We start from the raw sequence: 25349 nt of genomic DNA on the forward strand, positions 1-25349 counted from the left end.
CCCGTTTGGCCCGCGAGCGCCTCGTAGGCTGGAGGGCGGAAAGGCCATCATCGTGACAGTACTCACCGAATCATCCGCCAGCTCCGAATCGCCCACTGGCACCGAATCATCCGTGGTGTTCGACGAACTTGCGGCACTCCTCCCGGCATCCCAGCTGATGGCGACCGACGAGGGTGCCAGTTACTACCGCGACCAGTCCGACGGCACCGCCAGTGGCCTGCCGCTCGCGATCGTTTTTCCGGCGAATACAGAAGATGTGGCGGCGATTGTGGCGATCGCGGCAGCACACCACGTGCCCGTCGTTCCGCAGGGTGCACGCACCGGACTGGCTGGCGGCGCCAATGCCGTTGCGGGATGCCTCGTGCTGAACACCACCCGCATGAACAAGATCATCGGGGTCGACCGAGACGACCAGACAGCCACCGTGCAGGCCGGGGTGCGCACCATCGCACTCGCGCGCGCCGCGTCGGCCGTCGGACTGTTCTACCCGCCGGACCCGGGCTCCTGGCGTGCGTCCACCATCGGCGGAAACGTCGCCACCAACGCCGGCGGGATGCTGTCGGTCAAATACGGCGTTACCGGCAACTTCGTGCGGCAGCTCACGGTGGTCCTCGCGGATGGGTCCGTCGTCCGCACCGGCCAGCGCACGATCAAGGGTGTCGCCGCCTACGATCTCACGGCTCTGCTGGTGGGCTCGGAGGGCACCCTCGGCATTGTCACCGAGATCACCGTTGGGCTCCTCCCGGCACCGGCCGCAGCCTTCGGGGTCTCCGCAACGTTCGCGACGGTCGCCGAGGCGCTGGCGGCGGCGAGTGTCATCGTCGCCTCGAGCCGCAGGCCTAGCGTTCTGGAATACCTCGACGGTGCGTGTATCACCGCGATCAACGCGTACGACCCGGCATCCGCCCTCCCCGCGGGCACCGCGGCGCTTCTTTTGATCCAGTCAGACGAGGCGGGACGAGCCGCCGACGACGTGCGCACGTACGCTGAGACGCTGCGGGCCGGCGGCGCAACCGCGGTAGTCATCGCGTCGGATGCTGTCGCCCTCGACGAGTTGATGAACGCCCGTCGGCTGCTGCATCCCGCGCTGCAGGCGGTACGGGGTGCGAGTCTCAACGAGGACATCACGGTTCCCCGGTCGCAGCTGCCGACGCTGTTGAGCTCGCTCGAGCAGATCTCCGCCGAGCTGGCCATCCCGATCGCGGTGGGCGGGCACCTCGGTGACGGCAACCTGCACCCCATCGTTGGTTTCGACCCGTCGTCTGAGGTCGATGTGGCTGCCGCACAGGAGGCTTACGCCCGGATCATCCGCCTGGCCATCTCTCTTGGCGGCTCCGCCACGGGGGAGCACGGAATCGGCGTTCTCAAGCAGGACCACCTCGATGACGAGCTGGGCCCGGTGCTGCGCGCACTTCAGGAGCGGGTAAAGCACGCATTCGATCCCGACGGGATCATGAACCCCGGCAAAAAGCTGTAGCGACACCGGCCGGAGGTGAGGTGCCCTTTCGGGGCGCGTGACCGATGCGGTAGCGTCGAGCCCACGGGAGGCGAAGCGATGCGACACATCAGGGCGGGTATGGCGGCGGTTGTTGCTGCCCTCGCCGTGCTGCTCGTCGTGCTCGCGCCGGCGGCATTGGCGTCACCGACCACGCTGGCCGCGGCCGTCGCCGTGACCATTATCGCGGCCGTGCTCGTGTTGCAAGCCGCCGCGGTAACCTCCGGGTCGCGTAGCGCGCTCGCCCGCAGCACCGCGTTTGCGCGCCGTCAGGAACGATCCGCTGAGCCCGCCCCGCAGCATCCGGATACCGCAGGACGACCCCGCACCCGGGCACCCTCACGAGGGTCCCGGGCCTAGAACTTCTCGCTGTCCCTGTGGACTGGCGGATGATTCGTGGCCCCTCCGGCCACCCATCCGTTCCAACCACAGGGAGAATTCCGTGGACCTCTATTCCTTTACTCCGATCGCCGCCGTCCTCGATGCGGCTTACTCATTTCTCTCCGCTCTCGTCAGCCTGCTGCAGCCCGTTGCGGGCGCCTCCAGTGCGGCGGCTGCCATCGTGCTGCTCACCGTGCTGGTGCGCCTGGCCCTGATTCCGGTGGGCATTTCGCAGGTGCGCGCGGAACGCACCCGTCGGCGGTTGGCTCCGGCCCTGCGCGAGCTGCAGCGCCGGTACTCCGCAGACCGCCCGCAGCTCCAGCGCAAGACTTTGGAGCTGTACAGCAGAGAGAAGGCGTCGCCACTGGCCGGCTGCCTGCCGCTGCTCTTTCAGGCTCCCGTGCTGTCGACGGTGTACGGGCTGTTTGTGCTGGGCTCCATCAATGGGCACGACAATGCGTTGCTGGACGCGACGGTCGGCGGCGTTCCGCTCGGCAGTACTCTCGCGGGAGCCGTCGGCGCGGGCCTGACCTGGCAGGAAGCCGCGGTGTACGTGGTCCTGCTCGCGGTCCTGGTCACCGTGGCTGCCTTCGCCAGACGCACGGCGCTCGCGCAGGCGCAACTCGATGCTCCAGGGCAGGCGGCAGCACCGTCAGGACCGGCAGCGCCGTCAGCGCCGTCAGCGGCACGATCAGCCCGGGCGCGACAGCAGGCTCCGTCGGGTGGCACGCCGCAGCTGAGTCCCGGGGTCGCGGCGATGCTCAGCTGGGCGCCGTTCATCACGGCGATCGTCGCGATCTTCGTGCCTCTCGCGGCGGCGATCTACCTCGCGGTGTCGACCACCTGGACGCTGGTGGAACGGGCCATTCTCCGCGCGCGGCTGAGCTGAGGAATGTGGCGCGTGCCGCCGTCAGGCCCGGACGCCGACCTCGATGATCGTGAACAGTGCGCCGGTGGGATCTGCGGCGTGCGCGAGCCGGCCGTAAGGGGAGTCGATGACGTCATCCAGCATCATCCCGCCGAGTCTCCGGATCCGGTCGGCACTCTCGTCGGGGTCGCTGACCCCGAAATACACCAACCAGCGGGACGGATCATCCGCCCCAAGATAGGTGGCGTCGTACACCCCGGCCAGCGCCTGCTGCGGAGCACCGACGGTCGACATCCGAAAGTCGGCGGTGTCGCTCAGGACGGCGGGATTCCAGTCAAAGACATTGCCGTAGAACCGCAGCGACTGCCGGTAGTCGCGGGTGTGCAACTCGTGCCAGACGGTCGTGCCCGATTCTCCGGTGATCTCGTACCCCGGGTGGCCGCCCGGTTGCCAGGCGCCAGCGAGCGCACCCGTGGGGTCGATGAAGAGAACGACCGTGCCCGCGTCGGAGATGCGGTCATGCTTGATCACCCGGCCCTCGTTCGCCAGCACCGACGCGGCCGTGTCGTCGGCATCCTGGGTGGAGAGATATGTGGTCCAGGTGTCCGGAGTGTTGCTGGTGTTCGACGCCATCCCCGCCACTCGCCTGCGGTGCTTGTAGAAGTTGGTGTAGCCGCCGTACTCCACGCTCGACTTCAATGCCGTCCATCCGAAAAGCTGGCCATAGAAGTCAACGGCCCGGTCGGGGTCAGAGCTGAGCAGATCGGCCCAGATCGGAGAGCCCGGAAAGCGGATGGGCGCTGGCATCGTTCACCCCTCCAGCTGAGCCGCCTGCTGGAGCCAGGTGCGCAACGCCGGACCGTGCACGAAGGCGGGGTTGGCGACCCGGTAAGTCGCGATGCGTCCCGTGCCGGACGGAACGAGACTGCCGGTGGAATCGGGAATGTCCTGGCCGCGCCAGAAGGTGACGATGACGTATTCCGGTTCGGCCTCAAACCCTACGACCGGCCGTGCATTTATTTTCCAGACGGGATGCCCCTGCCAGATGTCGCCGCTGGCGTCGGGTAGCGCCGCCGCGATGTGATCGCGCAGGGTCACTGCGACCGAGGCCAGCGGCTCCTCCAGCCCGGAGATGTATTGGTCGATCGCGGAAGGGGCCATGATGTCACGTCCTTATGGGGGAGGTGCGAATGACATCATCCTGACCTATTCCGCCGCCGACGCCAAGGATCTTGACCGGATTGCCTAATCGGTCGGTTCATCGTAGAGAATAGAGAAGCGTCTCACTGGCACCAACCGCAGAAAGCAGGACCTCAATGAACGGCATCGCATTCGCCGCATCCCTCGTACTCTTCGTGGGGGGCATCGCCCTGTTTGCTTACGCCTTCGAGACTCCCGGCTTCGAGACCGCAATGTTCGTGGCGGGAATCTTCGCAATCGTGGCCGCGATCGCCATCCCGTTCCACGCCCTCAAGCGCACCTAAGTCGGTTCTACCGGGCGCTACGCTGCCGACTTCAGTACTTCGTTGGTGAATGAGTCCAGACGCGCGAGCAGCCCGGCGGCCCGCGAGGCAACGATGTCGGCGGGGTCCGGCTGCATGTCGGACGCGGGCGGCACGATCCGGATTATGGTCGAGCAGGCCAGGTCCGCGCAGATGTAAGTACCCACTGAGTTGCCGTTGCGTCCGGCCTCGCCGGCCTTCGACACGCCGAACAGCGCAACCTGATGACCCGGCTGCTGGGTTCGGCACAGCGAGCAGATCGCCGATGGCGCACGCGACATCTGACTGTCCGACGCACGCACCACCATCCCGACGGGCGTGTCATCCCGCCAATACACGATGTAGCCGCGCTGGGGAGCTTGCGGATCACGCCACCCGAGATACTCCCGCGCGTCCCAGAGCGTTTCGTGCAGGCCGGGCAGAGGCATTCGCGCCACAATCTCCGGCTCCGCGTTGACGATGGAGGTGCGAATGTCGTCTTCGGTCAGCGGCTTCATGCTCTCCCTCGGAGTATCAATGTCTGCACTTTCAGCCTAGCGAGGCCCTCTGGGCGACTCAACCGGGCGGCGTTCGCGCCAAAGCGGACAAAGCGGGTCAGAACCCTTCAAGCGCGTGGGGAACGTAGTGCTGGCTCAGTCGCTCCAGCTCAGCGCCCGTGAGTACCAGATCGACCGCCGCGACAGCGTCGGACAGGTGTTCCGGCTTGGTGGCGCCCACGATCGGCGCGGTTACGGCTTGCTGGCTCATTACCCAGGCCAGAGCGATCTGTGCTCGCGAGACATCCCGCTCCCCAGCGATTTCGCCCACGGTGTCGACGATCCGCCGGTCGGAGGCCTCGGATTGCAGATACAGAGTCTGGCCGAAAGTGTCGGTCTCGCTACGTCCCGTTGTCGTTTCCCAGTCGCGGGTCAGGCGCCCGCGGGCCAGCGGGCTCCACGGGATCACCCCGACGCCGGTCGCGAGACAGTAGGGGTGCATCTCGCGTTCCTCCTCGCGATTGAGCAGGTTGTACTGGTCCTGCATGGAGACGAAGCGGGTGAGCCCGTTGCGCTCGGCGGCATGCTGCATGCTGGCGAACTGCCAGGCGAACATCGACGACGCCCCGATGTAGCGGGCCTTGCCGCTCTTGACCACGTCGTGGAGCGCCTCCATCGTCTCCTCCACCGGCACCGCCGGGTCGAAGCGATGGATCTGGTACAGGTCGACGTAGTCGGTGCCCAGGCGCTTCAGGCTGGCGTCGATCTCGTGCATGATCGCGGCGCGGGACAGCCCGGAACCGTTGGCGCCCTCGCGCATCCGGCCGTGCACCTTCGTCGCGATGACGACGTCTTCCCTGCGCGCGAACTCTGTGAGCAGCTGGCCCACGATCTCTTCGCTCGAACCAAGCGAGTACACATTCGCCGTATCGAAGGTGGTGATTCCCAGCTCAATGGCCTGGCGGATGAACGGGCGGCTCTCCTCCAATGGCATGCTCCAGGGATGTGTTCCACGAAGCGGATCCCCGTAGGACATGCACCCCAGGATGACCGGCGAAACCTGCAGACCGCTTGCGCCGAGACGGGTAAACGTCACGAGCCGTCCTCGTCCGTGTCGACGTCGACGTCGGTGTCAACGTCGGTATCGGTATCGGTATCGGTATCTGTGTCGAGGTCTGTGTCTGTGCCGGTGCGATCCTCGCCGATGGCCTCGATCGATCGCATGGCGTCGCGCATTTCTGCTGAGTCATTGAGCGGCTTCGCGCTGGGCGCTGCCGACTCATTCCGTGGTCCTGTGGTGTCGCTCATAAAAACAGACTAGACGCGCGGTGCCCGTGGTCGGCGGTCGTGCGCGGACTGTACTTAGATTGCGGGGTGACTTCCGAACTTCTTGGCCTTCTGCGCACCGATCTGTCCGCCGCCGATTTCCGGGTGGCGACCCTCACGGAACTGTGGGGGGACGAGGCGGATGCCGCGTTGCACCGCGGTCACCGTGTACCAGCACGCCGGGCCCTAGAACGACGCCGCGCGGAAGGTACCGCGACGGCCCTCGACACCCTCGCCACCCTGTTCGTGCTGGGACTCGAAGCGGAGCGGGATGCCGCGGCGCAGGCTCTGCCGGCACTCGGACTCGCGGGCGCACGCGAACTCGGACTGCTCGAGTCCGCCTCGCGCGAGCCCAGTTCGCTCGAGTCCGCTTCGCACGAAACCGCTTCGCACGAGTCCGCCTCGTTCGACGCGGCGAGTGTGCGGGCACGAATTGACCTGCGGCCCTACAGCTTCGTGGACGCCACGGACACGATAAACTGGTGGATCGCCAGTGATCTCGGTGAGCTCGCGCTCGGCCACGCCCTGAGAGAGAATCATGTGCTCGGGGTGGGCGGCGCATCACTCACTCTCAGCGGCCTGATCATCACCGAGCCGGCTGACAGCGTGCTCGACCTCGGAACCGGGTGCGGCATCCAGGCGCTTCACGCGTCCCGCCACGCTCGCCGGGTGGTGGCGACGGACATCTCGGCGCGCGCACTCGAGTTTGCCGCGATGAATGCGGAACTCAACGGCATCACCAACATCGAATTCCGCCTGGGCAGCCTGTTCGAGCCGGTGGAGGGTGAGCTGTTTGACCAGATCGTCTCGAACCCCCCGTTTGTTATCACCCCGCGCACGGAGGGCATTCCGGCCTATGAGTATCGCGACGGCGGGATGGTCGGAGACGCGCTTGTCGCCGAGGTGGTGACCGGCGCTGCCGCTCACCTCACCCGCGGCGGCGTCGCCCAGATGCTGGGCAATTGGGAGTACCGCGAGCGCGAGGACGCGTTCGACCGCGTTGGGGCATGGGTCGATGCCGCCGCACTTGACGCGTGGGTGATCGAACGGGAGGTGCAGGACGCTGCGCTGTACACCGAAACCTGGATCCGAGACGGAGGAACCCGTTCGGGCGACGAGTTCGACCGCCTCAGCGATGCTTGGCTCGACGACTTCGCGTCACGCGGCGTGCGCCAGGTCGGGTTCGGCTATCTCACCCTGCGTCGGCCCGCGGCGGGCAAACCCACCCTGCGGCGGCTCGAACGCCTCGGCGCACCCGTGACCGGCGGACTCGGCGCCCATGTGGCGGAGACCGTGGCTGCGCACGACTGGCAGGATGCGCTCGACGACGGCGCCCTCGCCCGGGCCATGCTCACGGTTGCTCCGGACGTCACGGAGGAGCGCCACTACTGGCCAGGCGACGAAGACCCCGCCGCCCTGACCCTGCGCCAGGGCGGCGCCTTTGCCCGTGTGTATCCGATGGGCACCGTCCTGGCCGGGGTCGTCGGTGCCTGTGACGGAGAACTGAGTATCGCCGCGATCTGCTCGGCACTGGCCGAGCTCCTCGAGCTTCGTGAAAGCGATGTGCTCGCGGAGGTGCTGCCGAGTATTCGCGAGCTCGTGGTTACGGGCTTTCTCCTGGTGTGAGGGCTCCGGTGTGATTCGCGATCTGACTCGTCCGGAGGCTAGCCAAGTAGGCAAATTAACCCGCCTGGGCAGTCCATTTAGCGGAAGCCACCGTCCCAGTTAGCGGAAGCCACCGTCGATACGACGAACGATCGACACCAGCGGCGAGCGCCGCTGAAGGCCGACCCTGAGGGTGAGGTGGCCGCGTCGGGCCAGGTGGATGCCGATGAGCGCGGCGGCCGCGGCGGGCACGATCCCGGAGACGGCCATCCCGAACTGGGCGCCATGGTTCTCGACGATCCATCCCATCAGCGGACCACCAATGGCTTGCCCGCCCAGTAGTACCAGAACGTAGAGGGACATGACTCGCCCCCGGATGCCGATGTTCGAGGACATCTGCACGAGGGAATTTGCGGCGGTAATGAACAGCAGGTTGGCCACGCCGAGCGCGACGAGCAGGATTCCGAAACTCAGCTCGTTGGGCATCAGACCGGCTGTTGCCTGCAGTACACCCCAGGCGATGCCGGTGATCACCACGCTGCGCAGACGCACACCCCGGCGTCTGGTCGACAGAATCGCGCCGGCGAGGGCGCCTCCGGCCACAAGGGTGTTGAACAAGCCGTATCCTGCCGCGCCGACCTGGAAGACGTCGGTTGCGTAGGAACTGAGAATGACGGGCATGGTCAGCGCAAAAACCGAGAGGATCGCCACCATAACGACCGACCAGAAGATCGCTGGCTTGCCCAGAACGTACGCGAGTCCCTGCTGCAGCTGGCCCTTGCTGCGCGGCATTGGGGGAGTGCGAATCAGTTTCGAGGTCTTCAACTGCCACAGGGTCAGGATGGTTACGAGGCACGTTATGGCGTTGATAGCGAATGCCCATCCTGCGCCGACGGCGACGAGCAGCACGCCCGCAACGGCGGGCCCGATCAGGCCGCCGAGCTGGAACACGGAGGAGTTCACACTGATCGCATTGCGGAGGTGGCGCGGCCCGACAAGTTCGTTGACAAAGACCTGCCGGGTGGGGTTGTCGACGACAGTGACCATTCCCACGAGGAAGGCAATCACGAACACATGCCAGACCTCCACTACTCCTGTGATCGCGAGCACAGCGAGGACCGTGCTCAGTACGGCCACGACGGCCTGGGTGAGCATCAGCAGCATCCGTTTGGAATATCGGTCGACGATCAGTCCGCCGTACAGGCCGAACAGCAACATCGGCGCAAATTGGAGAGCCACGGTGATACCGACCGCGGTGACGCTGCCGGATAGTTCGAGTACCAGCCAGTCCTGGGCGATGCGCTGCATCCAACTTCCGGACATCGCCAGCACGTTGGATGCGGAGAACAACCGGAAGTTGGGTACTCGAAGCGACGACAGCGTGTCGCTCCAGGGGGCTCGTCGAGAAACGACGGGCATGGGTTCGGTGGGCGGAAAGGTGGTCGTTAGAGCGGTGGTCACTGATGTCCTGAGGTGCGTTACGTATAAAGGGTCACCTTCGACGTTACTCTTGTGGTGCTATTCTGTGAGCAAATTGAACCTATATCTCCCATTACGTTTGCGAATGGAGCGTCATGTTCGACCCGGTACTTCTGAAGACCTTCCTCGCGGTCGCCGAGACGCTGAGCTTCACCAACGCGGCGGTTCAGCTGGGGCTGAGCCAGCCCACGGTGAGCCAGCACGTGCGCAAACTGGAGTCCGCTGCCGGCAGGCTGCTCGTCGCGCGCGACACCCGCGAGGTGCACCTCACGGACAACGGGGACGCGATGGCGGGGTTTGCGCGCACCATCCTCGCGGCCCACGCCTCCGCCCTGAGTTACTTCAGCGGCTCCGCCATGAAGGGCCGACTACGCTTCGGCACCGCCGACGACCTCGCCATCACGCAGTTGCCCCGCATTCTTCGACACTTCCGCCAGTTGTATCCGCAGATCAATCTCGAGCTGACGGTCAACCAAAGCGCCCCGCTCTACCGGCGGCTAAAGTCCGGACACCTCGACCTGATCTTCATCAAGGAGAACCCGAGCGAGGAGTCGGAAGGCATTCGGGTGAGTCGCGACAACATGGTCTGGGTTGGTCACGAGAAGACACTGATCGAGCCCGGCCAGACGGTGCCCCTCATTGCATATCAGGCTCCGAGCGTGAGCAGGCAAATCGCGATTGACGCTCTCGAGGCGGCGGGCCGCACCTGGCGGATCACGTGCAACACCCGCGAGGTGAGTGGGCTCCTCGCGGCGGTACGCGCGGGCATCGGGGTCGCCGTGTTTCCACAAACGCTCATCCCTGCCGATCTGGTCAAGGTGAGCAACCGTTTCGGTCTTCCGGCGCTCGGAGACGTGGACTTCACTCTCCTCGCCAATCCCGCGGCCGCACGCGAACCCGTGGAGGCGCTTATCTCCGCGATCATGGACCGCGCACTCGTGCGCCAGTCGCCCCGCGCGTGAGTCGTGGCCGCGCGGCGTGGAGCCTCTGTGCTCTGGTTCGCATCGGCTAGCCTCGGCGAGTGGATGATGATCGATACGGTTCTGACGTACTTGCGGGCTTCACTCGACGGGCGCCCGCGGTCGCGCCCACGATCGTGGAGGCGGAGCGCGATCTCGTAGTCGAGGAACTCGCGACCGGCTTCGTGGGCGCGGTTGTCGGAATCGAGCACCGTTTTGTGCAGCTGGAAGACCGGCACGGTCGAGTGAGACTATTCCCGCTCGGCGCCGGATACCTCATCGACGGGAAGCCGGTGTCGCTGCGTGCGCCCAAGCCGAAAGCGGGTCCGGCTGCGCGTACCGCTTCTGGGTCGTTTGCTGTGGCGGATGCCCGGGCGCGGGTAGCGCTGCCCAGCAGGATCTTCGTTGAAGGAAGACATGATGCCGAGCTCGTCGAGCGCGTGTGGGGAGACGACCTTCGCGTGGAGGGCGTTGTCGTCGAATATCTCGAAGGCGTGGATGACCTCGACGCGATCGTCAAGGATTTCAAACCCGGTCCCGGACGCAAGGTCGGGGTACTCGTGGATCACCTCGTTCCGAACTCCAAGGAGAGTCGCATCGCAGACGCCGTCGCACGCGGCCCCTACGGATCGTCGGTGCTGGTTGTCGGGCACCCCTTTGTCGATATCTGGCAGGCGGTGAAGCCGGCTCGAATCGGCATTGCGGCGTGGCCGACGGTGCCGCGAACCATCGAGTGGAAGCACGGCATCTGTGAAGCGCTCGGGTGGCCGCACGCAGACCAGGCCGATATCGCGCGAGCGTGGAAGCGGATCCTGGGCCGGGTGAACTCCTACACGGACCTCGAACCAGTTCTGCTGGGACGCGTGGAGCAGCTCATTGACTTCGTGACCGAGCCTTCGGCTGGTTGACTGGGGCCATGACTGATTCAGCCGTCTTCGGCATTGCCGCCCAGGTCTTCGTTCGCGACGCCTCGTTAATCGACCCCTCGCCATGGCCCGCAAGCCCGAGCGGGGTCATCCTGCGCTCGGGTGGATCGGCGCTGCAGGGCGTGTGGGGCAGCGCTGGCGGCGGCCAGCTGTGGTGGGTGGAGTTCGACGAACCGCAGCACAACTCGTCTGGTGACGGACCATTCGCCACCGCCCAGGTGCACGAAAAGTTTCTCGAGCTGGCCCCCGCCTTCGAGGGCGACCCCGGCGCCGACGCTCAGTAGCGGTCTGCCAACGAGTAGTTTTCTGACGCTGCTCCTCCACGAATAGTGAGGGTACGGGACAGGAAGTAGGGGGATACCCCGATTGCCGCGCGCGCACCCGGATGACACCATGAGGCTATGAATAGTCTTCAACGTCCTCGTACCGGCCGCGTCATCGCGGGAGTTTGTGCAGCCCTCGCCAACCGTTTTGGCTGGAACCCCACGGTTGTTCGTCTCCTGTTCCTGCTGTCGCTCCTCCTGCCCGGTCCTCAGATCGTCATCTACATCGTCTTATGGATCCTGGTGCCTGCTGCGTAGTAGTCACTGGTTCACGTCACTGCTTCTCATCTTCTTTTCGGGCCTCCTGCTCGGCGCGGCGGACCGCGGCCCGCTCACTGTTGATGCGGATGCGCAGTCCATCGCGGGTATCTTTGGCCTGTTGCTCGGCCTTCTTGTCGCTGACCTTCGTGTCGCGCGGCGGCAGTTGGATGTGCTCTTCGGCGGCGATGCCGGCCTGGAGCTGCCTGCCGCGCTCGATCTCGGCGTCGATCTCGGCGCCGAAGAGGAGCGCGATGTTGGAGATCCAGACCCACAGGAGGAAGACGATGATGCTTCCGATGGAGCCGTACGTCTCGTTGTAGCTGGAAAAGTTCACCACGTAGAACCCGAATGCCGCTGATGCGAGGACCCAGATGAGGAGGGCCACCAACGCACCCATACTCATCCAGCGAAACTTCGGCTGGCGAACGTTCGGTGTCGCGTAGTAGAGGATCGCCATGATGACCACGGCGAGTGCGGCAAGCAGCGGCCAGCGCACGATGTTCCACACAAAGACCGCCGTCTCCCCGAGTCCCAGCAGGCTGCCAATCTGTTCCGCAATTGGTCCACTGATGACGAGAAGGACCGCCGCTATTACGGCACAGACGATGGCGATGACGGTGACGAGAAGAATGACCGGGCGAAGCTTCCAGAACGGGCGTCCCTCTTCGATTGAGTAGATCCGGTTCATAGCGCGGCTAAATGCTCCCACGAAGCCGGATGCTGACCACAGCGCACCCACGATACCGATTACGAGAGCCAGCCCGGCGGAAGGCGACTGGGTGAGATTCTGGATCGGCTCCTTGATGATGTCGAGCGTGTCCTGGGGAACGAGTCCGCCGAGAAGATCAAGCAGAGCGTTCGTGGTTTTCTCGGCGTCACTCACGAGACCCAGGATCGAGACAAAGGCGAGCAAGGCGGGAAACAGTGCCAGGGTTCCGTAGTAGGTGAGTGCGGCGGCTAAGTCGGTGCACTGGTCAGAAGTGAATTCGCGCATGGTCTTGCGCAGGATGTACTTCCACGAGCGTTTGGTGAGGTCGGTGGGGGAGTCAGGTTTCCTCGAATCCTCCGGGTCTGGCGCGGTACGTTCGCGTTCGCTGGCTCGTTCAGACACGATGACTCCTTGGTTGGTGCAAACCGGTGGTGGACGGTTACTTATGGGCTATTTATGGGCTCTCTTGACGGCCCGTCTGGCTTTTCTTGATGTCTTTTTCGCGGCTTTCACCAGCGGATCGTGGGATGCCTTGGCTGGCTTCGTTCGCGGCGCCGGCTTGGCAGGCTTGGCCGGCTTCGCGGGCTCCGGTGGCGCGGCCAGCGTCGGTGCCCACGTGTGTGCCGGCGTGTGTGCCCGCGTCTGTGCCTGCGTCTGTTGTCGAGCCGATCCCCGGCCGGTCCGGATGAGCACCGCGGCGATGGTTCCCACCGCGATCACCGACACGAGTATCAGCCGCACTGGGTCCTTTGTGTATTGCGCCCGGACGGCCGCGAACGACCGCTGCGCTGTTTTCTTCACGGGCCGGACGATGCGCTGAGGATCCAGCCGGCGTTCGATTTCGGAGAGCGTTTTGTCGAGATCTGCGCGGGCGCGCTCAGCATCGAGCCGGATCGCATTCACTCCGGCTTCCGCGTCGGGTGGGGGAGGCGTCTGGTCGTCCGGCTGACCCGTAGTCATCGGTTCTCTCCCTTCAACGTACGGATGTCCTCCTTGACACTGTCGATGGACTCGGTCGGAAGCGGCGGCACGGCCGTCTTGAGCTTGTTTCGGCCGAGCAGTACGAGGACACCAGCAACCACAAGCAACATCACCCCAACAATCAACGCGGCCAGCCAAGGAGCCAGCACCGTGGCGAGCCCGAGAATTGCGGTGGTGATCAGGACACCCAGCGCATAGAGAGCGACAATCGCGCCGCCCAGAACCAACCCCGCGCCGATGCCTGCACCCTTGAGCTTCTCCACGAGTTCGACCTGCGCTGCGCGCAGCTCGTCGCGGATCAGTCGCGAGATCTGAGCCGGCAGCTGGCGAAATAGACCGATCAGTCCGAGCTTCTCGCCGATTCCCGGGTTGTAGTCATCAGGCATTCTGTTCACCGCGGTTTTCTGTGCTGTCTGGGGTGACCGGGGTTTGTGGGCTGCCGGGGGTGTCTGTGCTGCCGGGGTCTTGTTCGGCGCTGCCTGGGTTGTGCTCTGCGCTGTGCTTGGGCGCAGGGTCATCCGCCTGCCCCGGGACCTTCTGTGAAAGGTCACCGACCAGGTCTCCAACGACCGGGATGTTCTCTCGCGCGAAATCGGCCGCGGTCGCAACTGATTTCTGGATCCGCGGATTGTGCAACACGTCGTTCGCTTGCTTTTTCAGGTCTTCGTAACCTTTGCGACCGACGCGTGTTCCCAGCACGTAACCGGCGGCGACGCCGAGGGCGAATACAATTTTTCCTTGCACAGTAACTCCTTCGTTGACGCCGTCGAGAGGCTGCCGTATTTAAGCATAGCCACCCCGAAAAGGGGGGTATTGCTGTCTCGCTCGAGTCTGGATAATGACCTCCTGCACCGCCGGAAGCTGAGGTACCGTAGGCCATGATCTCTCGCCGCCACACTCCGATCCCGCCCGGCCCCGGTCAAGAATCGGTGTGGGACTACCCCCGCCCGCCGCGCGTCGAAGTGATGAACCAGCGCGTCACCATCGAGCTGGCCGGTGTCACCCTTGTGGACACAACCGACGTCGTGCGTGTCCTCGAGACCAGCCACCCTCCGGCCTACTACGTACCCCGCGGAGCCTTCGCGTCTGGGTCGCTCGCGCCCGTACCCGGAATCACTCACTGCGAGTTCAAAGGAGCGGCCAGCTACCTCTCGGTAGGCGGTGTGGACCGCGCGGGCTGGTTCTATCCCCGGCCCCTCCCCGGCTACGAATCTCTCGCCGATCGAGTCTGCGTGTACCCGGGGGCGATGGATCGGTGCACTGTTGACGGGGAGACGGTTGTGGCGCAGGAAGGCGACTTCTACGGTGGATGGATCACCTCGAATATCGTTGGCCCGTTCAAGGGCGCACCAGGAACCTGGGGATGGTAGCGATTCAGCTTTCGTCCAGCTGCCATCCATATTCGCGGGATACTTTCTAGAAATACGCAACTCCGACGAAAGTAGTAGAGCGATGGGCTTCCTTGACCGACTTCTCGGACGCGAAGATCCGAAAGACTCGAACGAGCCGCAGTACCGCAGAAATGGAACCCCGGCGCCGGAGCGAACCGACGATGAGATTGCCGTGGAGCGTTACCGATACCTGCTGCGCACGGCCCCGCCGGAAACCATCGAAGAGGTGCACCGCGAGGCGTTCTCGAAGCTGACCCCGGAACAGCGCACCGTATTGTTCGACCAGCTCACCGCCAATGCTCCCGCGGGCGACAAGCCGCGTGGACAGGATGCGGCGTCCCTCGCTACGTCTGCGACCCGATCGGAGCTTCGCCAGCCCGGCACCATGGAACGCTCGATGGCCGGCGGCGGTGGCGGCGCGGGGATGGGCTTCGGTTCGATGGTCGCCGGGTCATTGCTCGGGACCGTAGCCGGTTACGTTATCGGGTCTGCGTTGATGAGTTCATTCCTGCCGGACGCCGGTTCGGACGGTTCGAGCGACGCGTCGGGTGACGGTGACGGCGGCGACTCTGGTGACGGCGGCGACAGCGGAGACGCCAGCGGCTCCGGCGATGCGACGGCCGCGTCAGCTGACGGCGGCTACGGGGGTGGCGACTCCGGCGGAGGGGATTACGGTGGCGGCGACTTCGGTGGCGGCGGCTTTGGAGGAGATTTTGGTGGCGGCGACTTCGGTGGTGGCGGCGACTTCTAGGACGGTCGACCCGGCGGCACCGGGCCGCCCGGTCGGGTGAGGCTCGGCATCCCGGCGACTGTCCGCGTGGTGACGGCGTGCCTGGCTAGAGCCAGCCCTTTCTCTTGAACACGAGATAGAGGCCGCCTCCGAGGGCAACCATCAGGCTGAGCGAGAACGGGTACCCCCACTCCCAGTCCAGCTCAGGCATGTGGTCGAAGTTCATCCCATAGATTGCGCCGACCAGCGTGGGTGCGAAGAGGATTGCCGCCCACGACGAAATCTTCTTGACCTCTTCACCCTGTCTCAGACTGGTTTCACTGAGCGTTCGGGTTTCGTCGTTCTGGCGCTGGGCGATGAGCGTGGAGTGGGTGACCAGCGCGTTCTGGAGCAGGGTGCGGAACCCGTCAACGCGCTCGACGACCCGGATGACGTGGTCCTCCACGTCTCGGATCTCGCGCTTGAGCTCAAGCGCGCCCTCCTCGCGGCGAAGCATGTTCTTGAGTTCGGACAGCATGACCTGCAACGGTTGGGTAGCGCGTTGGAAGGCAATCACCTCGCGCGAGAGTTCGTAGATGCGACGCGACACGGTGGGGTCGGACCCGAACAGCTGGTCCTCAATCTCGTCGATGTCGGTCTCCAAACCCGCGACGACGGGAAGGTAGTCGTCGACCACCTGGTCGAGGACGGCGTACATCACGGCGCGCGGACCTCGGGCGAGAAGTTCGGGGGAGTTCTCCACACGTTCGCGGACGCCCGCTAACTTGGGCGATTCCGCGTGCATGATGGTGATCGCGAAGTCGGGCCCGATGAACAAATGCACCTCGCCAAACTCCACTTGTTCTGTGGAGTCGATGTACCGGGCCGGCCTGAGGACGATGAACAGGGTGTCGCCGTACCGCTCAAGCTTGGGCCGTTGGTGGCCGGTGAGCGTGTCTTCCACGGCGAGGTGATGGAGGTTGAACTCCGTCGCGACGACCTGCACCTCATCCTCTGTCGGGCGATACAGCGAGATCCAGGCGAAGCCCTTTCGTTCCTGCGACAACTCGTGAGTTGTGTCGAGGTTGATCGGGTCCGGGGTGCGGATACCTTTGACGTACACGGCATTGTCGACGAGGGGCATCGCACCAGTCTGCCCCGAACGGCGGTCCGCTCCAATTTGAGTGCGAGACTTAACGGGTGAACCCCCCTCCGACTCCCCGCGAGCTCCGCCGCTGGCGTCAGTACCTTGCAGCAGAACGAGCCGAGGCCGCTGTGTATCGGGATCTCGCTGGCCGACGCGACGGTGAGGAACGCGACATCCTGCTCGCGCTTGCTGCAGCCGAGGGCCGCCATGAGGCCCACTGGCTGGCTCTCCTCGGTGACGACGTCGGTAAGCCACGGCGCGGTGACCTGCGGACCCGGACGCTCGGGTTCCTCGCTCGCCGGTTCGGCTCTGTGTTTGTGCTTGCCTTAGCCCAACGCGCCGAATCCCGATCGCCCTACGACAAAGATGTGCATGCGACCGACGCGATGGCGGCCGACGAGCGCATCCACGAAGAAGTGGTGCGGGGCCTTGCGGCGCGGGGACGGAACCAACTCAGCGGCACATTCCGGGCGGCCGTGTTTGGGGCAAACGACGGATTGGTCAGTAACCTGGCGCTGGTGATGGGCGTGAGCGCGGCCGGGTTGTCGAATCAGGCGGTGTTTCTCACGGGAATATCGGGCCTTCTGGCCGGAGCACTTTCGATGGGCGCGGGGGAGTTTGTGTCCGTGCGCTCGCAGCGAGAACTGCTGGAAGCGTCCACTCCGAGTGCAAGCACCGAGAGCACGTTGGGTGATCTTGATGTCGACGCGAACGAGCTCACCCTGGTGTATCGCGCCCGGGGCATGGCGCCGGCTGACGCCGAGGCAAAGGCGTCCCGCGCGTTCGCGGCTCTCAGTCCGGGCGGTTCCGCCCGTCCGATCACGGCCGCGATCGACCTGCCGAACCAGCACGAGGAAATCGGCACGGGACTCGGTGCTGCGGTGTCGAGCTTCTGGTTTTTTGCGAGCGGAGCGATCATCCCGATCATCCCCTACGTGATCGGGTTGGAGGGCACGGCGGCCGTAGTGGTTGCCAGCATCCTGGTCGGACTCGCGCTTCTCGCAACCGGATCGGTGGTGGGCCTGCTCTCCGGCGCTTCCCCGCTGAAGCGGGCACTCCGCCAGCTGGCGATCGGTTTTGGGGCTGCGGGAGCGACCTATCTCCTCGGCCTGGCCTTCGGGACGACCCTCGGCTGATGATGGCTCGGTCGACGAAGGGCATTCGCGGGTATCTCCTCACCGCTTTTTCTGGTTCCCCTGACGGTATACCGCCGTGGGTGGCGCAGCTGGAACACGGCGACGACATCGGCTACTTCGGGCCGGGCTCTGCGGTGTGGACGGTCAATGGCGGTACACCGGTGCTCGTCGCCGGTATCCGCGCGCTACTTATGCAGACACTTCATCCTGGCGCGATGGCGGGGGTGCACGATTGGTCCCGGTACCGGGAGGATCCGCTCGGACGGCTCGCAGGCACCGTACGCTGGGTGCTCAGCACCACATTCGACGACCGCGCGGGGGCTGAGGCCGGCTCCGCGCAGGTGCGGAAGATGCACACCCGCGTGACGGGCGAGTACACCGATGCCTCGGGCTCACGGCGGCCATATAGCGCAGCCGATCCCACCCTCGTGAGCTGGGTGCACGTCGTTTTTGCCGAGTCATTCCTCAGTTGCCACCAGCTGTTCGGGGGCGCGATTCCCGGGGGCGCCGATCGGTACGTCGCCGAATGGGCCTCGGCGGGTGAACTCATGGGCGTGCTGAACCCGCCGCGCACCGAGGCTGAGTTGCGCGGGCAGCTGGAGGCCTTCGGCCCCGAGCTGGTCAGCGACGAGCGCGTCGCGGATGCACTGCGGTTTATCCGTAAGCCCCCGCTGCACCCGTCGGTGATGCTGGGTTATCGCGTGCTGTTCGCGGGAGCCGTAGCGTCGCTGGATCCCCAGTATCGCCGCCTGCTCGGCCTGCGTCGCCCGTGGTGGCCGGCGCTCACCCTGACCCGCGGGGTGCTGGTCTTGCTTCGCTGGGTTCTCGGGCGACCCTCGTCGAGCGAGGTCTTCGCGCGTAAACGCATAGCGCGGCTCGCATCGCTGGATAGCCGGGCGCAGCGGTGGAATACTGGGGACGATGACGACAGTTGACGCCGTAGTAGTCGGATCCGGACCTAACGGCCTTGCGGCGGCCGTGACGATGGCCCGGGCTGGACTATCGGTCGCGGTGTACGAGCGAGCAGCCACAATCGGTGGCGGTGCCCGAACCGCCGAACTCACCCTTCCCGGCTTTCACCACGACGTGGGGTCGGCGATCCATCCGATGGCCCTCGCAAGTCCATTCTTTCGCGCGTTCGGGTTGAGCGACCGTATCGCCCTGACTGTGCCGGAGCTGTCGTACGCACACCCGCTCGACGGGCGTGACGCTGCAATCGCGTGGAGGAGCCTGGAGCGTACAGAGCACGAGCTGGGTCGGGATGGCGCAGCGTGGCGATCGCTGTTTCAGCCTCTTGTCGACCAGATCGGCAACCTGGCCGAGATCTCTGGTTCGCCTCTGCTGCGGGTACCGCGACACCCGATCACGCTTGCGCATCTGGGCCTCCGGGTACTCGAGCAGGGCACCCCGACCTGGAACCTTCGCTTCCGTGAATCAGCTGCCCCTGCGCTGCTCACCGGCGTTATCGCGCATTCGATCCAAACGCTGCCGAGCATGGCGGCCGCTGCCGCCGGTCTCGTCCTCGCCGCACACGCTCACGCCGCCGGGTGGCCGGTGCCCGTCGGCGGAAGCCAGTCGATAATCAACGCTCTCGCAGCCGACCTGCGTTCCCACGGGGGCACCATCACCACCGATGCCCACATCACTTCGTTGGCGGAACTTCCTCCGTCGCGGGTCGTGCTGCTTGATACATCCGCCCGCGCCCTTCTGGATCTTGCTCCTGACTCCGTGCCGGCCGCCTACGCGCGAACACTGCGGTCGGTGAAGTACGGAAACGGTATCGCGAAGGTCGACTTCGCCCTGTCCGATGGTGTGCCGTGGGCAGACGCGCGCCTGCGTGAAGCCGCGACCCTGCACCTCGGCGGCTTTCGCGCGGAGACCGCCGCGGGAGAGCGCACCGTGGCGCGCGGGCGGCTCCCGCGCAGCCCCTACGTGCTCGTCGCTCAGCCGAGCGCCCATGACCACACCCGCGCTCCCGAGGGAAAGCACGTGCTGTGGGCGTACACCCACGTGCCGAGGGGCTCGACGGTTGATCGTGCGGACGCGATTGCGACGCAGATCGAACGATTCGCCCCAGGGTTCCGAGACACAATTCTCGCGCAGGCTTCCAGTTCAGCCCAGGATGTTGAGTACTCCAACCCGAATTACATCGGCGGCGATATCTCGGCAGGAGCCGTGAACCTGCGGCAGCTGCTGCGGCGCCCGACGCTGACCGATCCCTGGCGAACCCCGGTGCCGGGAGTGTACCTGTGCTCATCAGCGACATCGCCGGGGCCGGGAGTGCATGGCATGGCGGGTTGGCACGCCGCGGTCAGCGCCCTCCGCCACGAATTTGGGATACGGAAAGCGCCTGACCTGGCGCCCTGACAACAGACGGTGGCCGTGACGGCCGCTAGGACTTCTGTTTGTTTGGGTCGGAATTTCCGTGGGGCTCATCCATAAACTGCATGCCCTGCGCCGAGTTGGCCGACAGGGTGAGTAGCTCAAGCCACTCGCGGTTGATGGTGGGTTGCTTGCTGCCGAAGTACTTGAAATACAGCGGGATGGCGGCGTCGATCCAGATGCTGCTCCTGCCGTCTCCCACGCTGGGGTCATCCTTCCACGAGAAAAAGAAGCTCTCCCTGCGTCGCAGCTTCGCGCCTATTACCAGCTGGAGGTGTGCCATGTCCCGGTCATCGAAAACGATCTCGACGCCCGAGTCTCCATACAAAATCTTGCCCACTTACTTGTTTCCGTTCTCTTTCCCCAGATGATCCGCGCCGTGCGTTGTTCGCAGAGTAGACCCCGACAGTCGTTGATTCAATCGCACTCGCCGCCGTCGGGTGGCGTAGATCACGACGTGACCTGAAGTTCAGCCGTAGGCGACCCCCACAGCCGAGAACGTTCGTTGCGGGAGCTGGATTGCTCGACCGAGCCCGGAGCACGAGGTGCTGACCGTTGATCTCATATCGTTCCCCCCACCCGCAGCATTGTGGCTGACAATCAAACCCCCGCGTGGGCGACCACGCGGGGCGGCTAGACTCCACCGCGCCGTACGGAGTCAGTCTCACACGCTCAACTAGAGGGTGAAACGGGCTTGCGATGGCACCGCGCAGGGTGCTATCGCTCTTGCGCCCCCCTGAGTGCGTGGGGCGACCACTCGCGACTCTGCGAGGTGGCCGACCCACAGTTTCTAGCGGGCCGAAGCGCGCACCATGTCGACGGCGTAGTCCCAGCTGAGCGACTGGCCGACTTCGACGGCATGGCTCAGTACATCTCCGTGGAGGGCAACGTACACGGCACCGACCTTGTGGATATAGCCGAGAGTGTCGTTGTTGCTCATGACCGCGTAAACGTCATCGGTGACGAGCGCAATCGATGAGTCAGTGCGCGGCGCGCGGGTGGAAGAGTGTAATACGGACATGGGTCTCGTCCTTTCAAACGAACCCCGGAGGACAACCGGGACGCCCCACCTTTGGGGGGTACCCCCATTGAAGCACGGGCACCTTGAGCGACGAAAAATCGGCGTACCCCTTGACAGGAACGCCGATTCACGCAGGTGTCGGATAAGAGCCGCGCCCTTGCCCATTTCATGCGGTGATCAGGTGATTGAACCCTCCCGCTGCACGATCAGGGCAGAGTGCGGGGGCAGTGTGGCCTGTCCATCGATGACGCGCGCCGAGGCATCCGTCATCACCAGCACGGTATTGCCCGTGGGCAGGGGGAGGGTCAGCGCCTCGTCCCCGAAATTGATCAGTGTCGAGAGCGATCCGCGGTCGAGGCGGAACCAGCGTCGCTCGTCGCTGTAGGTCGCATCGAGCACCCCAAACTGCGGGTCAGTGAGCTCGGGCACGGCACGACGGAGGGCACCGAGCTCACGGTAGAGGCTCAGGAGCCGGGCGTGGTCACCCTCGGTAGCCTCTGACCAGTCGAGTTTGGAGCGGTGGAACGAATCGGGATCCTGGGGGTCGGGCACCACATCGGGGTCCCAGCCCATCTTCTCGAATTCGGCGATGCGTCCCTCGGCCGTGGCCTTTCCCAACTCCGGTTCCGGATGGGAGGTGAAGAACTGCCACGGTGTCGAGGCTCCCCACTCCTCGCCCATAAACAACATGGGTGTGAATGGTCCGGTCACGGTGAGCACGGCGGCGATCGCAAGCTGACCGTAGTCCAGGGAGGCGGTCAGACGGTCGCCGATCGCCCGGTTGCCGATCTGGTCGTGGTCCTGCGCGAAGGTCACCAGGCGCCAGGTCGGCACGGCGGGGTCGATGGGATGCCCGTGCTCCCGCTCGCGGAAGGACGAGTAGCTGCCGTCGTGGTAGAACCCCTGCGTGGAAACCTTCGCGAGAGCCTCCAGGGAGGCGAAGTCGGCGTAGTACCCCGTTGTCTCTCCCGTCAGGGCGACGTGCACGCTGTGGTGGTAGTCGTCGCTCCACTGCGCGGTGAGCCCGTACCCACCGGCCTCGCGCGGCATGATCAGCTTGGGGTCGTTCAGGTCTGACTCGGCGATGAGCGTCAGTGGGCGACCGAGGTGGGCGCTCAGGGCGTCGGTCTCCTCGGCCATCTCCTGCAGGATGTGCTTGTCGTTTGTGTCGACCAGCGCGTGCACGGCGTCGAGGCGAAGGCCGTCGACGTGATAGTCGCGCATCCACATGGCGACATTGTCGAGGATGAACCGGCGCACCGCGGGCTCATCCAGGTTCACCGAGGAGCCCCACGTGTTCGCGTTGGCTTCGTGGAGATAGGGACCGAACATGGGGAGGTAGTTGCCGCTCGGACCCAGGTGGTTGTAGACGACGTCCTGCAGCACGGCGAGTCCGCGGGCATGGCACGCGTCAACAAAGCGCTGGTAGGCCGCGGGGCCGCCGTAGCCCTCGTGCACGGTGTACCACTGCACGCCGTCGTAGCCCCAGTTGTGCGTGCCGTTGAAGCCGTTGACCGGAAGCACCTCAACGAAGTCGACGCCGAGGTCGACGAGGTGGTCGAGCCGCTCAATCGCGGCATCGAGGGTGCCCTCGGGCGTGAACGTGCCGAGGTGCATCTCGTAGATCATTCCGCCGGCGAGCTGACGTCCGGTCCAGGACGTATCGCTCCACTCGTGGGCGGCCGGATCGAACGCTTCACTCGGTTCATGAACACCGTGTGGCTGGCGCCGCGAGCGCGGGTCGGGGATGACCTGCTCCCCGCCATCGAGCACGAATCCGTAGGCCTCGCCCGCGGCCGGTGCATCTGGCGCGGTCCACCAGCCGGAGTCTCCGCTCACCATGGGCGTCGTTGCGTCGCCCACGCGGAGGTCAACCTGCGTGGCGGAGGGCGCCCACACGTGGATGCCAGTGTCAGTGCCTGAAGTGCTGAGATGCCGTGCCACGCTCATGAATTCTCCGATGATGAGGGTGCGGGCGCGAGGAGCGCCACGGGATAATCGGCGAGCAGGTCGGCGAGAGGAAGGTTGCCCCCGTCGAACGCACGCCCGGAAATCGTGTCGATGACGCGTCTGTTGGGCAGCATCACTGACGTGTCGCCCCAGCCACCCCGTTTTTCGAGTCCGAGCGGGAAGCGTGTGCCGATGGTCACGGCACCGCCGCGGTCGAAGGCGATCGCGTGCGTCGCGGCGGATCCGAGCACCGGGATTTCCGCGTATCGGGTGAACAGCTCCGGGTGATCGCGGCGCAGCCGCAAAGCCGTCGTCGTCACCAGCAGCTTCGCCGCTCCGGTGGAGTCGATCGGAGGATGTGCGCCGGCATCGATCTCCGCGAGGATTTGGCGTCGCACCACAAAGTCGACAGCTCGGCGGTTGTCGGGATCCACCAGGCTCGTTTCCCAGAGTTCACTGCCCTGGTACACATCGGGCACTCCGGGAGCCGTCAACTGGATGAGCTTCGCGGTGAGCGAGTTCGACCAGCCGGCGGGTGCGGCGACGGCGAGGAACTCCTCCACGATGCGCACGACGTCGGTGTCATCGAACGCCGAGTCGACCAGCGCGTGCATGCTCTTTTCGAACGCCTCGTTGGGAGCGGTCCAGGCGGTCGAGTTTCCCGCCTCGCGTGCGGCCTTCTCGGCGTAGGCGTGCAGCCGCTCGCGGGACGCCGGCCAGGACCCGACAATCGACTCCCACAGGAGGTTCTCCAGCGGTCCGTCGTCGAGCGGAGCGCGGGCGTGCAGCGCCGCGAGGGTGGTGTCCCACAGCTCTGGCACTTCGGACAGAACATTGATGCGCGCCCGCGTGTCCTCTCCACGTTTGGTGTCGTGGGTGGACAGCGTGGTGAGAGACGCAGGGAAACTGGCCTGCCGCACGACCTGGCGGCGGTGGAACTCCGCAGCGTCGATCGAGAACTCCGCGGGGTCTGCCCCAACCTCCGTGAGAGACGAGAGGCGGTTGTACCGGTAAAACGCGGTGTCTTCGACCCCCTTGGCCATCACCATTCCGGAGGTCTGCTGGAATCGGATGGCAATCGGCTCATTCGGGTCTGCGAGCAGGGGAACGAGCGCCTCCACCGCGTGGGCGAGTTCGGGCCGGTGCTTGATCGCCAGTTCCGCCGCGGCGGTGAGGTGCTCGCGCCCAACGGGCAGGTACGACCGGTACACGGGGAAGCACGCCAGGAGCTCGGCGATCGCATCATCCGCCCGCTCAATGGGAACGGGAAGCAGCCGCTCCAGCCGCAACACCTCGGAACGCAGGATGGTGTCTGCGATGCCGCGCTTGGTGCCGTGGATGAGAGTGTGCCAATCGAGCGGCTGCGCCCGTCCACGAAGGCGGGTGTCGAGCGCGTCGAGCGCGTCACGTCCGGCCGGGTCGACGAGCACCCGGTCGATGTCTGCGAGCGCGTCGTAGCCGGTGGTACCGGCCGTCGCCCAGAATGTCGGGAGTTGCTCGTCGCCTTCCAGGATCTTCTCGACCCAGACCTCGGTTCCGCCGCTGGCTGCCGCGAGTGTGTCGAGGTAGCCGCCCGGGTCGGCGAGTCCGTCTGGGTGGTCGACGCGCAGACCGTCGGCGAGACCGTTCCGCACCCAGCGGAGAATCTCGGCGTGCGACTCCTCAAACACCCACGGAACCTCGACGCGGATGCCGGCGAGGGTGTTGACCGCGAAGAACCGGCGGTAGTTCAGCTCGGCGTCAGCGCGACGCCAGTTCATCAGCTCGTAGTTCTGTTTCGCGAGGACCTCGGTGATGTCGGATGACGCGTCCGCGGTGCCCGGAGCAAGCGGGAAACGGTTCTCGAAGTAGTGCAGCTCGCCGTTCTCGATGGTGAACTCGCCAGCCTCGAGCGACTCCTCGAGGGTGCCGCCCAGCACGGGAATCCGCACCTTGCCCTGGCCGAACTCCCAATCGACGTCGAACGCCTCCGCGTAGCGGGACGCGCGGCCGTGGGTGAGCAGATCCCACCACCAGCCGTTCTCGTGCGGCACCGCGACGCCCATGTGGTTCGGCACGATGTCGATGAGCACGCGCAGGTCGTGTTGATGAGCCGCGGCGGACAGGGCGTCGAGGCCCGCAGCTCCGCCGCGGACCGGATCAACGAGCGAGTGGTCGACCACGTCGTAGCCGTGGTCAGAGCCAGCCGTGGCCTTGAGCAGGGGAGAGAGGTAGACCCAGTCCGCACCGAGGTCGCGTACGTAGGCGGCCACCTCCGCGGCAGAGTCGAGATCGAAGCTCTCCCGAATCTGGAGCCGGTAGGTAGAGATGGGGACGGTCACG

Annotated in this window: 29 protein-coding genes; 14 read left to right on the forward strand and 15 right to left on the reverse strand. The window is 65.4% G+C overall.

The features are described 5' to 3' along the window. The first annotated feature begins 52 nt into the window (after positions 1–52). The 3 genes from B0I08_RS00730 to B0I08_RS00740 all read left to right on the forward strand — a co-directional run bounded on the left by B0I08_RS00730 (position 53) and on the right by B0I08_RS00740 (position 2765). Positions 53–1477, forward strand: coding sequence for an FAD-binding oxidoreductase (locus B0I08_RS00730; protein WP_219905587.1), 1425 nt, complete (start codon positions 53–55; stop codon positions 1475–1477). 78 nt (positions 1478–1555) lie between these two features. Then, positions 1556–1855: a hypothetical protein gene (locus B0I08_RS00735; RefSeq protein WP_146134283.1), complete on the forward strand. Its 300-nt coding sequence runs from the start codon at positions 1556–1558 to the stop codon at positions 1853–1855. An 82-nt stretch (positions 1856–1937) separates the two neighbouring features. Beyond that, on the forward strand, positions 1938–2765 hold the full coding sequence (locus tag B0I08_RS00740; protein ID WP_106208853.1) for a YidC/Oxa1 family membrane protein insertase: 828 nt from the start codon (positions 1938–1940) through the stop codon (positions 2763–2765). Between the two features lie 21 nt (positions 2766–2786). Here B0I08_RS00740 and B0I08_RS00745 read toward each other — a convergent pair whose 3' ends face one another. Beyond that, positions 2787–3551: a VOC family protein gene (locus B0I08_RS00745; RefSeq protein ID WP_106208855.1), complete on the reverse strand. Its 765-nt coding sequence runs from the start codon at positions 3549–3551 to the stop codon at positions 2787–2789. Positions 3552–3554: 3 nt separating this feature from the next. Further along, on the reverse strand, positions 3555–3905 hold the full coding sequence (locus tag B0I08_RS00750) for a DUF1801 domain-containing protein (RefSeq protein WP_106208857.1): 351 nt from the start codon (positions 3903–3905) through the stop codon (positions 3555–3557). Positions 3906–4060: 155 nt separating this feature from the next. Between B0I08_RS00750 and B0I08_RS17675 the strand changes: the two genes are divergently transcribed. Further along, entirely contained in the window at positions 4061–4228 is a 168-nt protein-coding gene (locus B0I08_RS17675) for a hypothetical protein (RefSeq protein WP_181243111.1), read from the forward strand. A gap of 17 nt (positions 4229–4245) precedes the next feature. On the opposite strand, the gene B0I08_RS00755 is transcribed toward B0I08_RS17675, so the two are convergent. The 3 genes from B0I08_RS00755 to B0I08_RS17505 form a co-directional block, all read right to left on the reverse strand. Continuing rightward, positions 4246–4743, reverse strand: a complete 498-nt coding sequence (locus B0I08_RS00755) for an FBP domain-containing protein (RefSeq protein WP_106208859.1) — start codon at positions 4741–4743, stop codon at positions 4246–4248. Between the two features lie 97 nt (positions 4744–4840). Next, positions 4841–5818, reverse strand: a complete 978-nt coding sequence (locus B0I08_RS00760; RefSeq protein ID WP_106208861.1) for an aldo/keto reductase — start codon at positions 5816–5818, stop codon at positions 4841–4843. Continuing rightward, positions 5815–6030: a hypothetical protein gene (locus tag B0I08_RS17505; RefSeq protein ID WP_146134284.1), complete on the reverse strand. Its 216-nt coding sequence runs from the start codon at positions 6028–6030 to the stop codon at positions 5815–5817. Before B0I08_RS17505 ends, B0I08_RS00760 begins: the two co-directional genes overlap by 4 nt. 66 nt (positions 6031–6096) lie before the next feature. Between B0I08_RS17505 and B0I08_RS00765 the strand changes: the two genes are divergently transcribed. Then, complete coding sequence (locus B0I08_RS00765; protein ID WP_245884422.1) at positions 6097–7674, forward strand: DUF7059 domain-containing protein; 1578 nt, start codon at positions 6097–6099, stop codon at positions 7672–7674. 99 nt (positions 7675–7773) lie between these two features. Here the strand turns inward: B0I08_RS00765 and B0I08_RS00770 are convergent, their stop codons facing one another. Beyond that, a complete protein-coding gene (locus B0I08_RS00770) occupies positions 7774–9114 on the reverse strand; it encodes an MFS transporter (RefSeq protein WP_245884423.1) in 1341 nt (446 codons plus the stop codon). Positions 9115–9227: 113 nt separating this feature from the next. Between B0I08_RS00770 and B0I08_RS00775 the strand changes: the two genes are divergently transcribed. From B0I08_RS00775 to B0I08_RS00790, 4 genes are all read left to right on the forward strand, one after another. After that, entirely contained in the window at positions 9228–10094 is an 867-nt protein-coding gene (locus tag B0I08_RS00775; RefSeq protein WP_106208863.1) for a LysR substrate-binding domain-containing protein, read from the forward strand. A gap of 59 nt (positions 10095–10153) precedes the next feature. Then, complete coding sequence (locus B0I08_RS00780) at positions 10154–10999, forward strand: DUF3097 domain-containing protein (RefSeq protein WP_106208865.1); 846 nt, start codon at positions 10154–10156, stop codon at positions 10997–10999. Between the two features lie 8 nt (positions 11000–11007). Continuing rightward, positions 11008–11301 carry a hypothetical protein gene (locus tag B0I08_RS00785; RefSeq protein ID WP_106208867.1) on the forward strand — a complete coding sequence of 98 codons (294 nt, stop codon included), beginning with the start codon at positions 11008–11010 and terminating at the stop codon, positions 11299–11301. Between the two features lie 117 nt (positions 11302–11418). Beyond that, the gene (locus tag B0I08_RS00790; RefSeq protein ID WP_106208869.1) at positions 11419–11598 is read left to right on the forward strand and encodes a PspC domain-containing protein; all 180 of its coding nucleotides are present in this window, start codon (positions 11419–11421) and stop codon (positions 11596–11598) included. 16 nt (positions 11599–11614) lie between these two features. On the opposite strand, the gene B0I08_RS00795 is transcribed toward B0I08_RS00790, so the two are convergent. The 4 genes from B0I08_RS00795 to B0I08_RS00810 are packed head-to-tail and all read right to left on the reverse strand — an operon-like array spanning position 11615 to position 14035. Further along, the gene (locus B0I08_RS00795) at positions 11615–12715 is read right to left on the reverse strand and encodes a YihY/virulence factor BrkB family protein (protein ID WP_219905604.1); all 1101 of its coding nucleotides are present in this window, start codon (positions 12713–12715) and stop codon (positions 11615–11617) included. Positions 12716–12760: 45 nt separating this feature from the next. Continuing rightward, positions 12761–13213 carry a DUF3618 domain-containing protein gene (locus tag B0I08_RS00800; protein ID WP_181243113.1) on the reverse strand — a complete coding sequence of 151 codons (453 nt, stop codon included), beginning with the start codon at positions 13211–13213 and terminating at the stop codon, positions 12761–12763. A 53-nt stretch (positions 13214–13266) separates the two neighbouring features. After that, entirely contained in the window at positions 13267–13677 is a 411-nt protein-coding gene (locus tag B0I08_RS00805) for a phage holin family protein (RefSeq protein WP_106208875.1), read from the reverse strand. Next, positions 13670–14035 carry a hypothetical protein gene (locus tag B0I08_RS00810; RefSeq protein WP_106208878.1) on the reverse strand — a complete coding sequence of 122 codons (366 nt, stop codon included), beginning with the start codon at positions 14033–14035 and terminating at the stop codon, positions 13670–13672. The genes B0I08_RS00805 and B0I08_RS00810 overlap by 8 nt, the downstream gene beginning before the upstream one ends. Positions 14036–14169: 134 nt before the next feature. Between B0I08_RS00810 and B0I08_RS00815 the strand changes: the two genes are divergently transcribed. Then, entirely contained in the window at positions 14170–14661 is a 492-nt protein-coding gene (locus B0I08_RS00815) for a DUF427 domain-containing protein (RefSeq protein WP_106208880.1), read from the forward strand. An 82-nt stretch (positions 14662–14743) separates the two neighbouring features. Beyond that, on the forward strand, positions 14744–15433 hold the full coding sequence (locus B0I08_RS00820; protein ID WP_106208882.1) for a hypothetical protein: 690 nt from the start codon (positions 14744–14746) through the stop codon (positions 15431–15433). Between the two features lie 85 nt (positions 15434–15518). Here the strand turns inward: B0I08_RS00820 and B0I08_RS00825 are convergent, their stop codons facing one another. Beyond that, positions 15519–16535 (reverse strand): magnesium and cobalt transport protein CorA, encoded by a 1017-nt coding sequence (locus B0I08_RS00825; protein ID WP_106208884.1) that lies wholly within the window; start codon positions 16533–16535, stop codon positions 15519–15521. Positions 16536–16591: 56 nt separating this feature from the next. Between B0I08_RS00825 and B0I08_RS00830 the strand changes: the two genes are divergently transcribed. From B0I08_RS00830 to B0I08_RS00840, 3 genes are read left to right on the forward strand one after another with little or no spacing between them, the layout of a single operon-like run. Continuing rightward, positions 16592–17674, forward strand: a complete 1083-nt coding sequence (locus tag B0I08_RS00830; RefSeq protein WP_106208886.1) for a VIT1/CCC1 transporter family protein — start codon at positions 16592–16594, stop codon at positions 17672–17674. Positions 17675–17676: 2 nt separating this feature from the next. Continuing rightward, the gene (locus B0I08_RS00835; RefSeq protein WP_106208888.1) at positions 17677–18609 is read left to right on the forward strand and encodes an oxygenase MpaB family protein; all 933 of its coding nucleotides are present in this window, start codon (positions 17677–17679) and stop codon (positions 18607–18609) included. Continuing rightward, positions 18596–20041 carry a phytoene desaturase family protein gene (locus tag B0I08_RS00840; RefSeq protein WP_106208890.1) on the forward strand — a complete coding sequence of 482 codons (1446 nt, stop codon included), beginning with the start codon at positions 18596–18598 and terminating at the stop codon, positions 20039–20041. The genes B0I08_RS00835 and B0I08_RS00840 overlap by 14 nt, the downstream gene beginning before the upstream one ends. A 25-nt stretch (positions 20042–20066) precedes the next feature. Here the strand turns inward: B0I08_RS00840 and B0I08_RS00845 are convergent, their stop codons facing one another. From B0I08_RS00845 to treY, 4 genes are all read right to left on the reverse strand, one after another. Next, the gene (locus B0I08_RS00845) at positions 20067–20396 is read right to left on the reverse strand and encodes a DUF7882 family protein (RefSeq protein ID WP_181243118.1); all 330 of its coding nucleotides are present in this window, start codon (positions 20394–20396) and stop codon (positions 20067–20069) included. 450 nt (positions 20397–20846) lie between these two features. After that, the gene (locus B0I08_RS00850) at positions 20847–21077 is read right to left on the reverse strand and encodes a hypothetical protein (RefSeq protein WP_106208892.1); all 231 of its coding nucleotides are present in this window, start codon (positions 21075–21077) and stop codon (positions 20847–20849) included. Positions 21078–21254: 177 nt separating this feature from the next. Further along, positions 21255–23027, reverse strand: coding sequence for a malto-oligosyltrehalose trehalohydrolase (gene treZ / locus B0I08_RS00855; RefSeq protein ID WP_106208893.1), 1773 nt, complete (start codon positions 23025–23027; stop codon positions 21255–21257). After that, positions 23024–25348 carry a malto-oligosyltrehalose synthase gene (gene treY, locus B0I08_RS00860; protein WP_106208895.1) on the reverse strand — a complete coding sequence of 775 codons (2325 nt, stop codon included), beginning with the start codon at positions 25346–25348 and terminating at the stop codon, positions 23024–23026. Before treY ends, treZ begins: the two co-directional genes overlap by 4 nt. Position 25349: the final 1 nt, after the last annotated feature.

It is taken from the genome of Glaciihabitans tibetensis (assembly GCF_003003265.1).
Taxonomy (GTDB): domain Bacteria; phylum Actinomycetota; class Actinomycetes; order Actinomycetales; family Microbacteriaceae; genus Glaciihabitans; species Glaciihabitans tibetensis.

Excerpts from the sequence above, each read along its gene's own strand:
- B0I08_RS00735 (WP_146134283.1), top strand. The coding sequence starts at position 1,556 with ATGCGACACATCAGGGCGGGTATGGCGGCGGTTGTTGCTGCCCTCGCC.
- B0I08_RS00745 (WP_106208855.1), bottom strand. The coding sequence starts at position 3,551 with ATGCCAGCGCCCATCCGCTTTCCGGGCTCTCCGATCTGGGCCGATCTG.
- B0I08_RS00750 (WP_106208857.1), bottom strand. The coding sequence starts at position 3,905 with ATGGCCCCTTCCGCGATCGACCAATACATCTCCGGGCTGGAGGAGCCG.
- B0I08_RS17675 (WP_181243111.1), top strand. The coding sequence starts at position 4,061 with ATGAACGGCATCGCATTCGCCGCATCCCTCGTACTCTTCGTGGGGGGC.
- B0I08_RS00755 (WP_106208859.1), bottom strand. The coding sequence starts at position 4,743 with ATGAAGCCGCTGACCGAAGACGACATTCGCACCTCCATCGTCAACGCG.
- B0I08_RS17505 (WP_146134284.1), bottom strand. The coding sequence starts at position 6,030 with ATGAGCGACACCACAGGACCACGGAATGAGTCGGCAGCGCCCAGCGCG.
- B0I08_RS00775 (WP_106208863.1), top strand. The coding sequence starts at position 9,228 with ATGTTCGACCCGGTACTTCTGAAGACCTTCCTCGCGGTCGCCGAGACG.
- B0I08_RS00785 (WP_106208867.1), top strand. The coding sequence starts at position 11,008 with ATGACTGATTCAGCCGTCTTCGGCATTGCCGCCCAGGTCTTCGTTCGC.
- B0I08_RS00790 (WP_106208869.1), top strand. The coding sequence starts at position 11,419 with ATGAATAGTCTTCAACGTCCTCGTACCGGCCGCGTCATCGCGGGAGTT.
- B0I08_RS00805 (WP_106208875.1), bottom strand. The coding sequence starts at position 13,677 with ATGCCTGATGACTACAACCCGGGAATCGGCGAGAAGCTCGGACTGATC.
- B0I08_RS00815 (WP_106208880.1), top strand. The coding sequence starts at position 14,170 with ATGATCTCTCGCCGCCACACTCCGATCCCGCCCGGCCCCGGTCAAGAA.
- B0I08_RS00820 (WP_106208882.1), top strand. The coding sequence starts at position 14,744 with ATGGGCTTCCTTGACCGACTTCTCGGACGCGAAGATCCGAAAGACTCG.
- B0I08_RS00825 (WP_106208884.1), bottom strand. The coding sequence starts at position 16,535 with ATGCCCCTCGTCGACAATGCCGTGTACGTCAAAGGTATCCGCACCCCG.
- B0I08_RS00835 (WP_106208888.1), top strand. The coding sequence starts at position 17,677 with ATGGCTCGGTCGACGAAGGGCATTCGCGGGTATCTCCTCACCGCTTTT.
- B0I08_RS00840 (WP_106208890.1), top strand. The coding sequence starts at position 18,596 with ATGACGACAGTTGACGCCGTAGTAGTCGGATCCGGACCTAACGGCCTT.
- B0I08_RS00850 (WP_106208892.1), bottom strand. The coding sequence starts at position 21,077 with ATGTCCGTATTACACTCTTCCACCCGCGCGCCGCGCACTGACTCATCG.
- treZ (WP_106208893.1), bottom strand. The coding sequence starts at position 23,027 with ATGAGCGTGGCACGGCATCTCAGCACTTCAGGCACTGACACTGGCATC.